Origin of the sequence: Paenibacillus sp. FSL K6-1318 (genome assembly GCF_037976905.1) — a bacterium.
GTDB classification, from domain to species: Bacteria; Bacillota; Bacilli; order Paenibacillales; family Paenibacillaceae; genus Paenibacillus; species Paenibacillus amylolyticus_A.
In genome coordinates, this window is record NZ_CP150270.1 from 2,138,803 (window position 1) to 2,151,374 (window position 12,572).

The 12,572-nt window shown below is 47.1% G+C and carries 11 protein-coding genes; 8 read left to right on the forward strand and 3 right to left on the reverse strand.

What is annotated here, in order from left to right:
- The first annotated feature begins 98 nt into the window (after positions 1-98).
- The 4 genes from NYE45_RS09565 (at position 99) to NYE45_RS09580 (ending at position 4,764) form a co-directional block, all read left to right on the forward strand.
- On the forward strand, positions 99-845 hold the full coding sequence (locus tag NYE45_RS09565; RefSeq protein WP_017689448.1) for a DeoR/GlpR family DNA-binding transcription regulator: 747 nt from the start codon (positions 99-101) through the stop codon (positions 843-845).
- A 2-nt stretch (positions 846-847) separates the two neighbouring features.
- Positions 848-1,759 carry a 1-phosphofructokinase gene (gene pfkB / locus NYE45_RS09570; protein WP_340016494.1) on the forward strand — a complete coding sequence of 304 codons (912 nt, stop codon included), beginning with the start codon at positions 848-850 and terminating at the stop codon, positions 1,757-1,759.
- A gap of 90 nt (positions 1,760-1,849) precedes the next feature.
- On the forward strand, positions 1,850-3,817 hold the full coding sequence (locus NYE45_RS09575) for a fructose-specific PTS transporter subunit EIIC (protein ID WP_340016495.1): 1,968 nt from the start codon (positions 1,850-1,852) through the stop codon (positions 3,815-3,817).
- Between the two features lie 161 nt (positions 3,818-3,978).
- On the forward strand, positions 3,979-4,764 hold the full coding sequence (locus NYE45_RS09580; protein WP_340016496.1) for a class I SAM-dependent methyltransferase: 786 nt from the start codon (positions 3,979-3,981) through the stop codon (positions 4,762-4,764).
- 88 nt (positions 4,765-4,852) lie between these two features.
- On the opposite strand, the gene NYE45_RS09585 is transcribed toward NYE45_RS09580, so the two are convergent.
- Positions 4,853-6,016 (reverse strand): oxalate decarboxylase family bicupin, encoded by a 1,164-nt coding sequence (locus NYE45_RS09585; RefSeq protein WP_340016497.1) that lies wholly within the window; start codon positions 6,014-6,016, stop codon positions 4,853-4,855.
- Positions 6,017-6,190: 174 nt separating this feature from the next.
- A complete protein-coding gene (locus NYE45_RS09590; RefSeq protein ID WP_076330364.1) occupies positions 6,191-6,811 on the reverse strand; it encodes a GntR family transcriptional regulator in 621 nt (206 codons plus the stop codon).
- A 200-nt stretch (positions 6,812-7,011) separates the two neighbouring features.
- Here NYE45_RS09590 and garR point away from each other — a divergent pair, with 200 nt between their 5' ends.
- The 3 genes from garR to NYE45_RS09605 all read left to right on the forward strand — a co-directional run bounded on the left by garR (position 7,012) and on the right by NYE45_RS09605 (position 10,839).
- Positions 7,012-7,908: a 2-hydroxy-3-oxopropionate reductase gene (garR, locus tag NYE45_RS09595; RefSeq protein ID WP_340016498.1), complete on the forward strand. Its 897-nt coding sequence runs from the start codon at positions 7,012-7,014 to the stop codon at positions 7,906-7,908.
- A 55-nt stretch (positions 7,909-7,963) separates the two neighbouring features.
- Complete coding sequence (locus NYE45_RS09600) at positions 7,964-9,388, forward strand: four-carbon acid sugar kinase family protein (protein WP_340016499.1); 1,425 nt, start codon at positions 7,964-7,966, stop codon at positions 9,386-9,388.
- 92 nt (positions 9,389-9,480) lie between these two features.
- Positions 9,481-10,839: a GntP family permease gene (locus NYE45_RS09605; RefSeq protein WP_340016500.1), complete on the forward strand. Its 1,359-nt coding sequence runs from the start codon at positions 9,481-9,483 to the stop codon at positions 10,837-10,839.
- An 87-nt stretch (positions 10,840-10,926) separates the two neighbouring features.
- Here NYE45_RS09605 and NYE45_RS09610 read toward each other — a convergent pair whose 3' ends face one another.
- The gene (locus NYE45_RS09610) at positions 10,927-11,805 is read right to left on the reverse strand and encodes an SDR family NAD(P)-dependent oxidoreductase (RefSeq protein ID WP_340016501.1); all 879 of its coding nucleotides are present in this window, start codon (positions 11,803-11,805) and stop codon (positions 10,927-10,929) included.
- 170 nt (positions 11,806-11,975) lie between these two features.
- Here NYE45_RS09610 and NYE45_RS09615 point away from each other — a divergent pair, with 170 nt between their 5' ends.
- A complete protein-coding gene (locus tag NYE45_RS09615; protein ID WP_340016502.1) occupies positions 11,976-12,410 on the forward strand; it encodes a MerR family transcriptional regulator in 435 nt (144 codons plus the stop codon).
- Positions 12,411-12,572: the final 162 nt, after the last annotated feature.

A 12,572-nucleotide genomic window follows, 5' to 3' on the forward strand; every position in this document is an offset into this window, starting at 1 on the left:
AAAGATGCGGGTTTTTGAAGGTTTTTAAATTATTTTGAATGAAAGTGGTTGTTTTTTGAGGGATTTATGATACTATAGAAGCAGTTGGAGGAATGAAGATGCTGACTGAAGAACGATATGCTGCAATTATAGAGCGCTTACATTTACAGGGAATTGTGAAGTTACAAGAGCTTGTTGATGTGCTGGGTGCTTCTGAATCAACGATTAGACGTGATTTGATTGATCTGGAGAGTCGTCAGATGCTCAAACGCATCCACGGCGGTGCCGCACTGGTGAATGAAAAAACGCTGGAACCGGGCATGGAAGAAAAAACGTTCAAAAACATTCAACAGAAAACAACGATTGCCCGTTTGGCTGCACAGGAGATCGAAAATGGGGAATGTATCTATTTGGATGCAGGAACGACAACGTTAGCCATGATTCCTTTTATTGAAGCTAAGGATGTAACGGTTGTTACGAACGGACTTTCACATGTTGAGGCATTGGTAAGCAAACGTATTCGCAGTTACTTGCTCGGCGGTATGATGAAAATTCATACGAAAGCAGTCATCGGCAGTATTGCATTACAGAACATGGATAACTTCCGTTTTGATAAATGTTTTCTTGGGAGCAATGGAGTGGACCCCGAAATGGGGTATACAACACCTGATCCGGAGGAAGCCTTGATTAAAAGGCGTGCACATCAATTGTCGGGAAAATCTTATGTGCTGGCTGATTCCAGCAAAATAGGGGAAATTACTTTTGCCAAATTGTTTGATTTGGAGGAGGCCGATTTGATTACCGAGCAGATGCCAGAACACTGGCGGCCTGGAATCGCCCAGAAAACTAAAATAATTGAGGGATAACGATGATATATACGATAACACTAAACCCGTCCATTGATTACATCGTGGAAGTGGATGAGCTGAAGCTTGGCGGACTGAATCGAATGAATCGGGATTTGAAGCTCCCGGGCGGCAAAGGCATTAATGTTTCTCGCATACTGAATCAACTTGGAGCAGATAACACGGCCATTGGTTTCCTTGGTGGATTCACCGGACGTTTCATTAATGACAAGTTGCAAGAAGATAACATCCGGACAGACTTTGTCACGATTGCAGATGATACTCGCATTAACATTAAGCTGAAGCATGGAGAAGAGACAGAGATTAATGGTCTAGGACCTGCAATCAGTGCAGAAGAGGCAGCGCAGTTGCTACACAAATTGTCTTCATTGCAAAAAGGAGATATTGTCATTCTCTCCGGAAGCGTGCCACCGTCACTTGGAACAGATTTCTATGATCGTCTCATTAAAGTCTGCAAGCAAACGGGTGCCGAATTCGTAATTGACACAACTGGACCTGCACTAATGGAAGCTCTTGTACATGAACCATTGCTGGTGAAGCCGAATCATCATGAACTGGCTGAACTGTTCGGTGTAACTATTGAGACTCGCGAGGAACTGGTGTTATACGGGCGTAAGTTGCTTGAAGCCGGTGCCAAACATGTGTTGATCTCCATGGCAGGCGAAGGTGCACTGTTCATTACCAAAGCGGAAGTTCATCATGCGAATGTGCCAAAAGGTACGGTGAAAAACTCCGTTGGTGCCGGAGACTCCATGATTGGCGGATTCGTAGGTACCTTTGTACAGAGTGGAGACCTGCTGGAAGCTTTCCGCACAGGGGTTGCATCTGGAAGCGCAACTGCGTTCTCGGATGATCTGGCAACACGAGAATTGATTGATGAATTGCGTAATCAAGTAACCATTACGACAATCTAGCCTAACGGCCATATAAAAGATTTTTACTGTAATTGTAATGTAGTGAGGCCTGCCTAGGCAGGCCGACTGAACTTAAGGGAGTGTACCAAGATGAGAATAACAGACTTGATGATCCAGGAAACGATGATCATGGACCTGCAAGCCACAACCAAAGATGAGGCTATTGATGAACTAATTGCAAGCCTGAACCGAAGCGGACGAATTAATGATCCTGTTCTGTTCAAGGAAATGATCTATAAAAGAGAAGCTGAATCCAGCACAGGTATCGGTGGCGGAATTGCAATGCCACATGCCAAAACAACAGCGGTGAACGAACCAACAGTTGTATTTGCCAAGAGTAGAAAAGGGCTTGATTTTGAAGCGTTGGATGATCAGCCAGCTCATGTGTTCTTCATGATTGCGGCACCAGAAGGCGCAGGTAATACCCATCTGCGTACGCTTGCAGCTCTTTCCAGGTTGTTGATTGATAGCGATTTCATCTCACAATTGATGAGTACAGATACACCCGCGGAAGTTAGTGCATTGTTTGATGCCAAACAGGCGGAAGCAGCAGAGAAAGAAGCAGCCAAAGAGAAAGCAAAAGCTGAAAAAGCAGCGAATGCGGCATCCGCTGCTACTACTGGTCAGCAACAGAATACTTCTGGTGTGATTGTAGGTAATGCAAATTCGGAAGATTTTGTTGTTGCGGTTACAGCCTGTCCAACAGGCATAGCGCATACGTTTATGGCTGAAGATGCACTGAAAAAGAAAGCTCAGGAAATGGGCATTAATATTCGCGTAGAGACAAATGGCTCTGAGGGTGCACAGAATGTGCTCACTGCTGACGAGATTGCCCGCGCCAAAGGGGTTATCGTTGCCGCAGACAAAAATGTGGAGATGGCACGTTTCGATGGCAAACCGGTATTACAAAGACCGGTGAGCGATGGAATTCGCAAATCCGAAGAGTTGATTCGCAAAGCTGTTAACGGCGATGCACCGATCTATCGCAGTCAGGGCGGAAATGCCAAGGAAGAGGGCGCAAGCGCTGGCAAGATCAGTGTAGGTAGCAAAATCTATAAAGATCTGATGAATGGTATCTCGCACATGCTGCCGTTCGTTGTAGGTGGCGGTATCCTGCTTGCAATCTCCTTCTTGTTCGAGCAGATTGCCAGTCCTGAAAATCCGATTGTACAACTGCTTCAAACGATCGGTGGCGGAACAGGTGCATTCCACTTCCTGATTCCGGTACTTGCCGGATTTATCGCGATGAGTATTGGTGATCGCCCGGCCCTGATGCCTGGTATGGTCGGTGGATTGATGGCAGTTAACTCGAACGCCGGTTTCCTCGGTGGTTTGGCGGCCGGTTTCCTGGCAGGTTATGTAGTCATTGGACTCCGTAAGCTTTTCAAAGGTTTGCCAAAAGCGATTGATGGTTTGAAACCAATCTTGCTGTATCCGGTATTCGGCTTGCTGATCGTGGGTGCCATCAGTTTCTATGTCTTTGATCCAATCTTTGGTTCCCTGAACACATGGCTTGTAGATGCATTGGGTAATCTGGGTACAGGTAATGCGGTATTGCTGGGCTTGCTGCTTGGCGGTATGATGTCCATCGATATGGGTGGACCGTTCAACAAAGCGGCTTACACATTCGCGATTGGGGTATTCACATCCAGTGGTAACACAGACGGTGCATGGATGGCAGCGGTTATGGCAGGCGGTATGGTGCCTCCTCTGGCGATTGCACTTGCAACAACATTCTTCAAATCCAAATTTACAGAGCAAGAACGCAAATCAGGCCTGACTAACTATGTACTTGGATTCTCTTTCATTACAGAAGGTGCAATTCCATTTGCTGCGGCTGATCCATTGCGTGTATTGACTTCTTGTATTCTGGGTTCCGCTGTTGCTGGCGGATTGACACAACTGTGGAGCATTAATGTACCAGCTCCGCACGGCGGGATCTTCGTTGCAGCACTGGCAAACCACGCACTGTTGTTCCTGCTCGCTGTTGCAATTGGTGCTGTGATCTCCGGTCTGATTCTGGGCTTATGGAAGAAGTCACCAACGCTCGTGAAGTAACAAATATAAGAAACATCTCCTGGGTGAATTTCACTTGGGGGATGTTTTTTGTTTCGACTTGTGTAAAATGCTTATTTAACTTTTATATTAATACGTGGTAAAATAAAGTTATATTATGAAACAAAGTTTCGTCTAATGAAACTTGTGCGGGAGGTATTGCAATGTCTGATGTCATCAAAAGTCAGGTGCAGAAGCAGTTTGCGAAAAATGCAGGGAAATACGTGACGAGTTCGGGGCATGCCAAGGGTGAGGATCTCGCGTTGCTTGTGGCTTCGTCTCAAGCCACTCCAGATATGAATGTGCTCGATATCGCCACTGGGGGAGGGCATGTCGCCAATGCCTTGGCTCCACTTGTTCAGCGGGTAACCGCTCTGGATTTAACGGAGGAAATGCTACAGGTGGCTGAACAATTTATCCAGGGGAATGGACACCGTAATGTAGATTTTGTGGCCGGAGATGCAGAGAAAATCCCTTTCGATGATGATTCCTTTGACCTTGTCACTTGCCGAATCGCTGCCCATCATTTTCCGGACGTTTCTTCGTTTATTAATGAGGCACTACGAGTTATAAAGCCTGGTGGCAGGTTGTTGTTGATTGACAACGTGGCACCTGAACGCGACGAGAATGACCAGTTCTATAATGAAGTGGAGAAGTGCCGGGATGCAAGTCATGTTCGGGCATGGCGCAAGACGGAATGGATTCATATGCTGGAGTATGCCGGATTCCGGACGGAAGCGATGGCTTCCTTCCAGAAACGCTTTAAGTTTGAAGAGTGGTGTAACCGTGCAGCACTGCCCGAGCGGGAGAGGGAGGAACTTGAAGCAAGCATGTTGAGTGCCCCTTCCATCATCCGAAAATTTTTTAACTTTGAAGTGACGGAACACGGGAAGCTCGTCAGCTTCCAAGGAGAAAGCGTGTATATTCAGGCGATTAAACCTACGCAATGAAAAAGTAAATGGTTGTAGACCGAAAAAATAAAACAGGCAGAGTACCTTGGATAGGTAGATCTGCTTGTTTTATTTTCTATATACTAAATTAAACGACAGGCCATTTCACTTTACGCAAGGCATCGAGCAACTCAGACGGTGCATTAAGATTGTCACGGACCAGATCCCGCGGGGTTAACGCCATCCACTGATTCAGTGACACATCCTCAAAGCGATCACTCCGAAATATCTCCAAAAACCATAAGGTATCTGTACCAGTATTCTGTATATAGTGTCCCATTGCGACGGGAACATATCCGACATCTCCAGCCCGATAATCAAAGGTACGAGCAATACCATTGCCTCCGAAGACGGTCATTCTTCCCTGTCCTGTCAGATAGTATTGCCATTCATCCGCATTGGGATGCCAGTGCAGTTCACGCATGGCGCCAGGTCGGATCTCAACGAGTGCTGCCGCAACGGTAGTTGAGATGGGGAAGTTGGTTGAGTCTACAATCCGCACGCTTCCGCCGGGTGTGATGAGCGGTTCCTGTGCTAGCAAACGGTGTTTGAATGTGAGAGGAACGGTGCCGTATGGAGACTGAACTTCCTGGCTCTCAATGGAACCCGGAACGGTATCTTGGAAAATATAGACTTGTTCCTTCGGCATCGACTGAAAAGCAGATTCGGGCACGCCAAAATTAACAGACAAAACCTCTGGTGGTGAATGGGCAAACCAATCGGATATGGATAACGTATTCAGATCGGAGAAGGACCCGTCATCAAACACGAGCAGAAATTCACAACCATCTTCCAGTCCTTGAATGGAATGGGGCAGACCTTTAGGGAAAAACCAGAGATCGCCAGGCCCGACATCGGCAATAAAATTACGTCCGTTCTGATCTACCGAGGTAATTCTTGCCGTTCCCCAGATCATATAGGCCCATTCGGATTGCTGATGCCAGTGCAGTTCCCGTACACCACCAGGCGTCAGACTCATGTTCACACCAGCCAGTGTAGTGGCAATAGGGAGATCCCGTACGGTGATTTCACGTGACCAACCGCCATGGTTCAATTGCATATGGGTATCGGAAAAAGACATTCTCAGATTGGGCAATAACCCGTTATCTGTAGCTGGAGGTACCAGCATATCGGGGTTTTGTATATCTCTCATGACGTCTCTGGGTCCCAGATCAGGTCCTCCAGCGCCATCACTGCGAATAGGTTGCGGGATGATGAATGGTTTTTCGTTTGGTTGCTGTCCTTTACTCATTGAGTGAATCCCTCCAGTTTCAGTAGCATGATGCACACGACATTGTCTCGTTATGTTTACACCTATGAATCAGGGCCTGGATAATATGAAGGACAAACGACAAAAAAAGACGTGACCACAATGTGGTCACGTCTTTATACGTATGTGAGAAGGTCGAACAATCCCTGAATCCGATTATCGAATCAGATGAAGGCAGAATTCCAGATCGGATTGAAGATGCTCTTTCATCAGTCGTTCGGCAGTCGTCCCGTCATGTGCCTTGATTGCTTCGCAAATCTGATGATGCTCTTCAATGAGGAAGGGGCGCTGATAATATACAACCGTCTGACGGAATAGATAAATGACAGATTGCATTTTGTCGAACAGATCAATCATCAATGCATTATTACTCGCACGCATGATGATTTCGTGAAACTCTTTATTGGCTTCCATAATCTCTTCTTTGCTTCCGGTATGTCCCACTTGAACGCAATGCTCAAGAGCCGCCACTTCCTGAGCGGATAAGAAGGCAGCAGCAGATTGAGCTGCATGTCCCTCCAGTAACTTCCGTAATTCAAACGTATTTCTCAGATCGGTCTCCGTTAGCTTGACGACCCGTTTGTTCACGACTAATCCTTCCTGTTCCAGACGGCGGATGGACTCTCGGATCGGGGTCCGGCTGACATTCAGATCGGTCGCCAGCTTCTCTTCCACAAGTTTGGTTCCCGGAGAAAGGGTGCCTTGCAAAATCATGTCCCGCAGCACTTCATAGGCCTGCTGATAGGCTGGACGGGACTTGTCCGTACTTGGTTGCATTGTATTTCACCTCTACCTTTACTTTAGCGAAAATGAAGGCAATAAACAACAAGATAAAAAACCGAATTTTAATTTTCGGATACATAAATAATAAAATTGTATACAAAAATTAAAATGTTGTGTACAATAACGAATGTGAACAGCAATGATAGCGATTACAAGAGTGAAAAGCAAAGAATTCAGGCTGGAGGGATTGCAAGATGAAGAAACGAATTGGATTTATTGGACTTGGTATTATGGGACGTCCTATGTCATTGAACCTGATCCGGGCGGGCTATGATGTAAGCGTATACGATATTAATCAAACGGCTGTGATGTCATTGGCTGATGCGGGAGCGCGAGGCGCAGCATCTCCAAAAGAGGTAGCTGAGCATAGTGATGTCATCTTCACGATGCTGCCCAACTCAGAGCATGTCCGCACCGTTATCACGAGCGAACAAGGTGTACTGGCAGGAGCGAATACGGGAAGTATCATTATCGATATGAGCTCGATCTCGCCGGTCGTTTCCAAAGAGCTGGCTCAGCTTGTATCCAAATCAGGTTTGTATATGCTGGATGCCCCCGTAAGTGGTGGGGAACCCAAAGCTATAGATGGCACACTCGCCATCATGGTGGGTGGCAATGAAATGATTTTTGAATCTGTGAAAGAGGTTCTGCAAGTGGTAGGACAGGATGTAACGCGAGTCGGGGATAATGGTTCAGGTGCAACAGCCAAGCTGGCGAATCAGATTATCGTGAACCTGAATATTGCCGCCATGTCCGAAGCGCTTGTATTTGCAGCCAAGGCTGGCATTGATGTAGAGAAGATGTATCAGGCGATCCGCAGCGGGCTCGCTGGAAGTGCGGTACTGGATGCGAAAGTGCCACTCATTCTGGATCGTAACTTTGTCGCTGGCGGACGCATTGATATTAACCTCAAAGACATGACCAATGTGATGGAAACGGCGCATGATATCGGGGTTCCATTACCGCTCAGCAGTCAGTTGCTGGAGATTTTCCATGCACTGAAGATTGATGGGAAAGCCGCAGATGACCATGGCGGAATCGTTCAATATTTTGAGAAACTCGCAGGTGTAGAAGTGAATCGGGTTCAATAAAAAAATTAAAAAAGAAAAAAGATTTTGAATAGATATAGATATGAGGTGGAGAGACATGACCTATCAGACGTTATCGGATATCCCCGCAGCTCTTCGGACAGACAACTCTTCTGAAGCATTGCGAGGACAGATTAAACAATTGCAGGATGCGAGGGCTCGCAAAATTATCGTGTTGGATGATGACCCAACTGGTGTGCAGACGGTTCATGATATTGATGTGTTGACGCAGTGGGACAAGCCACTGTTGCAGGAGGCGTTTCGGTCCTCCGAATCGTTATTCTATATTTTGACCAATACACGAGGGCTGGATGCAGATACAGCGGAACGTATTAATCGGGAGATTGCCCGCAATGTGCAAGAGGTTGCAGCAGAGGAAGGAACGAGTTTCACCTTTGTGAGTCGTAGTGACTCCATGCTACGTGGTTATTATCCGCTGGAGACGGATGTGCTAGCCGAAGAAGTGGCACGTGTCAGCGGACGAGCATATGACGGACAACTGATCATTCCAGCCTTTTTCGAGGCAGGACGGGTTACGATAGGCAACACGCATTATATGGTTGAGGGCGAACAATTGATTCCAGTTCATGAGACGGAATTTGCCAAGGATAAAGTATTCGGGTATGAGCATGGAGATCTGCCATCATGGGTAGAGGAGAAGACTTCGGGCCGTATTCAGGCTAGTCGCTGCCTGACCATCTCACTGGAGGAGATCCGTCAAGGAGTCGATGTGGTCAAAGCGATTTTGCTGAAAGCTGAAGGCAATGTACCGATTATCGTGAATGCGCTCTCTTATGCAGACATGGATGTACTTTCTCTGGCTTTGCTGCAAGCAGAGGATGAGGGGAAAGCTTTTATTTTCCGGACGGCGGCCTCCTTTGTCAAATCGTATGCGGGCATCTCGGATCAGGCATTTTTGCCAAAAGAACAGCTGATTGCAAGCGGACAGGAACAACATGGCGGTATCGTTGTTGTTGGTTCCTATGTACAGAAGACGACACGTCAACTGGAACAACTGCTCACGTTTCCGGGCATTATAAGTCTGGAGATCGATGTCGAGCGGGTATTAACGCCGGATGGATATACGGAGGAAATTCGACGTGTGATTGATGAAGCGAACAGGCAGCTTGCGGAGGGGAACAATGTTGTTGTATACAGTAGCCGTAAGCTCATCACCGTCGAAGGACATGAGGGTAATTTCAAGATCAGCCAGACGGTATCGTCAGCTTTGGTTGAGATTGTGCAATCTCTTGAAGTCGTACCGAAGTTCATTATTGCCAAAGGTGGCATTACATCCAGTGATGTGGCAACGAAAGGTTTGGCCATACGCAAAGCAAGGGTGCTCGGTCAAGTGGCTGCGGGTATTCCTGTATGGTTGACAGGGGAAGAAGCCAAATTCAGTGGTATTCCATACATCGTATTTCCGGGGAATGTTGGCGGGGAACGTGCGCTGCTGGAGACGGTAGAGAAGATCGAAGCTTAAGCTATTACGGAAGGTACGCAGTGTTCAGGTCGTTTGGACCAGTGTAATACTGCGTGCTGACACAACATAACAACTTGGGGGAGGCTATTCGGATGTATTCCGTATTCGGTCTTAGTCATGATGCAAGTCTGCTGCTCTACGCACTGATATCCATTCTTGGATTGATTTTGTTGATTGCCAAATTTAAAATGAATCCGTTTGTGGCCCTGATCGTGGGCGCTATCTTTATGGGATTGATCTCAGGTATGCCTTTCACGGATATCGTGAAGTCCTATCAGGAAGGTGTTGCAAGCGTTCTCGGATTCATCGCGATTGTCCTGGGACTTGGAACCATGCTTGGTAAACTCATGGCCGAGTCCGGTGGGGCCGAGCGAATAGCCCAGACACTCGTACGTGTCTTCGGGGAGAAGAACGTACACTGGGCGATGATGGTTGTTGCGCTGATCTGTGGTATTCCGGTATTTATCCAGGTCGGGATCGTGCTGCTGTTCCCGCTGGTATTTGTTATTGCGAAGCATACAGGAACATCGCTGATCAAAATCGGACTTTCACTTGTCGCAGGTCTTGCCGTGGTGCACAGTCTGATTCCGCCTCATCCGGCGGCGATGCTCGCTGTAGGAATCTTCAATGCCGATGTTGGTAAAACGATATTCCTGGCTCTGATTGTATCCCTTCCAGCCGCAGCGATTGCAGGTCCGCTCTATGGAACATGGATTTCCAAGCGAATCAAAGTCGAGACTTCAAGTGAGCTGATGGAACAGTTCACCGAGACCAAAGATCGGGAACTGCCTGGTTTCGGCATCACGCTCTTTACGATCTTGCTTCCGGTGATTCTGATGTTGCTGGCTACGATTGTGGATCTGATTCTACCAGAGACGAACGGGTTCCGTCAGGTCGTTGATTTCATCGGTAGTCCGATTATTGCACTGCTGCTCGCTCTGCTCTTTGCTTTCTATTCTTTTGGATATGCACGTGGTTTCAGCAAACAGCAGATATTGAAATATACGAATGATTGTCTGGGTCCAGTTGCTTCCATCATCTTGCTGATCGGTGCAGGCGGCGGATTCAACCGCATCCTGACAGACAGCGGTGTAGGTGATGCGATCGCAGGATTTGCCCAAAGTGCGCATCTTTCTCCACTCGTGCTGGCCTTTGTCATTGCCGGATTGATTCGTGCAGCGGTAGGTTCAGCTACGGTGGCGATGACAACAGCGGCGGGTATTGTGGCTCCAATCGCCATGACGATGCCGGGGGTAAGTCCGGAATTGCTGGTGCTCGCAACGGGAGCGGGTTCGATTATTTTGTCCCATGTAAATGATTCAGGGTTCTGGATTGTCAAAGAGTACTTGAATCTGTCTGTGCCGCAGACACTGAAGACATGGACGGTCATGGAGACCATTCTCGGATTTGCCGCCTTTGGCATGGTGTTATTGTTGAGTGTCTTTATCTAATTCGAAATAAACCATAACGCCCATAAACCTAAAAACACGCCGCTATGGCGTGTTTTTTGTTATATTTACTGCTTTCGATCCATTACGTTAAGAAGGGGTGATTGTGGTCTTTCCAGACTGCGTTGTACGAAAACGCTGCTCGTAGATCTCGTTTACCCGCTTTAAAACAGCAGGGCCTTGCTCTGTGAAGCGAAGCGCTGTCGCTTTATTTTTAACCAGAAATGTACCTGATTCGTGTCTGGTTGTAGATAAGGCCGCATTGTAGAGCAGCGAAGCGCCATGGCTTGGATGAGGAAAGAACCATTTCATGATAGGTTTGATATAGAAGGGCAGGCCGGATGTTTTGTTGCCCCTTAGTGTATTATTTCCACCGGGATCTACGCTTAGTAATTGTATGCCATCCGCTTTGGTAGACTTGGCAACCTCGCGTGTCCATAGGGATAAGCCGAGCTTCGAGGTGGCATAAGGACCAAACAGCTTTTTGAATTCGGCTGGACGTTCCAGGATGTTTAGATCAAATTGTCTGACCATATTGAACGAGGTGGTGGAAGTATTAATAACTGTTTTCATCTGTCCTTTGAGCAATAGCTCAACTAATTCCATGTAGATGATGTAAGGGACTACCGTCTGAAGTTCAAAGTGTAGTTCATGCCCCTGATCAGAGAAACGAAGCTCCGAAGCGCTGCCACCCGCATTGTTAAACAAGACATCAATTGAATTGGTATCGGATGTAATCTGATTCAGTGCCATTCTCAGACTGTCGTAGTTGGTCAGGTTAGCTTGAACCAAACGGAGTTGACCCGAACGTAAGGCATTCTGAATTTCAGTATCGTCGGAGGGGAAAGCCGAACGGTTGAGACCGATCACCTGCCATCCTTCAGTTAGTAATCTGCGGGTCAGTTCGAGACCAATTCCTGACGTTGAACCTGTGATGAGAGCGGTGCGAAGCTGATTTTGTATATTCATGAATACCTCCAGATAGAATGGAATTACAGAACGAATCTGTATGCTGCGCTCATTCTATAACTTGGAGTCGACTCCAAGTCAAGAGGGTAAAATAGAACGAATCATGCTTGACTTGGAGCTGACTCCAAGTTGTAATATGGAGAGAGATGAATGCGGAGGAGGGCCATAGGATGAGCCAGAATGAAGTGTTCTCCATTAAAGAAACGTCGGAACAGGCCGGATTATCGGAAGATACGATTCGTTATTATGAGAAGATCGGACTTCTTCCCCGAGCTGAACGCAAAGCCAATCGCCATCGGGTATACCGCCCACAGGATATTCATACGATGAAGTTGATCACTTGCCTGAAAAAAACAGGCATGTCTCTGGAGGAAATGAAGCCTTATCTACAGATGTCCATGGATTCGGATCTGGCAGATTTCCCGGAGGAACGGGAGATGCTAGTGAACCATCGAAAGAAAGTTGAAGCACAGATTGCTTCGCTACAGCAGGTGGTTGATTTTATCGACGAGAAGTTGGATAAACGAAGTATGTATCCTGATGAATGCCCTATTACCGGGGAGAACCAGATGTCTGTGTTAGAGAAAAAGAACATTTTCTCCTGATGGTCACGCTCTCCATTGGAATCATATAGCCCACGTTATGTTGACGTGGGTCTCTTTGCTGTTTGTAGCATTCCATATTTTGTGTATGGCGAAGTCGTGTGATATCGCTTTTGAGTGGGAAGGGCTGTTGGAAAGAACCTTAAATAAGCCGGGATATGATAT

What these genes read in the sequence shown, in the direction of transcription:
- NYE45_RS09565 (WP_017689448.1), top strand. Translation starts at nt 99, where the DNA reads ATGCTGACTGAAGAACGATATGCTGCAATTATAGAGCGCTTACATTTA.
- pfkB (WP_340016494.1), top strand. Translation starts at nt 848, where the DNA reads ATGATATATACGATAACACTAAACCCGTCCATTGATTACATCGTGGAA.
- NYE45_RS09575 (WP_340016495.1), top strand. Translation starts at nt 1,850, where the DNA reads ATGAGAATAACAGACTTGATGATCCAGGAAACGATGATCATGGACCTG.
- NYE45_RS09580 (WP_340016496.1), top strand. Translation starts at nt 3,979, where the DNA reads ATGTCTGATGTCATCAAAAGTCAGGTGCAGAAGCAGTTTGCGAAAAAT.
- NYE45_RS09585 (WP_340016497.1), bottom strand. Translation starts at nt 6,016, where the DNA reads ATGAGTAAAGGACAGCAACCAAACGAAAAACCATTCATCATCCCGCAA.
- NYE45_RS09590 (WP_076330364.1), bottom strand. Translation starts at nt 6,811, where the DNA reads ATGCAACCAAGTACGGACAAGTCCCGTCCAGCCTATCAGCAGGCCTAT.
- garR (WP_340016498.1), top strand. Translation starts at nt 7,012, where the DNA reads ATGAAGAAACGAATTGGATTTATTGGACTTGGTATTATGGGACGTCCT.
- NYE45_RS09600 (WP_340016499.1), top strand. Translation starts at nt 7,964, where the DNA reads ATGACCTATCAGACGTTATCGGATATCCCCGCAGCTCTTCGGACAGAC.
- NYE45_RS09605 (WP_340016500.1), top strand. Translation starts at nt 9,481, where the DNA reads ATGTATTCCGTATTCGGTCTTAGTCATGATGCAAGTCTGCTGCTCTAC.
- NYE45_RS09610 (WP_340016501.1), bottom strand. Translation starts at nt 11,805, where the DNA reads ATGAATATACAAAATCAGCTTCGCACCGCTCTCATCACAGGTTCAACG.
- NYE45_RS09615 (WP_340016502.1), top strand. Translation starts at nt 11,976, where the DNA reads ATGAGCCAGAATGAAGTGTTCTCCATTAAAGAAACGTCGGAACAGGCC.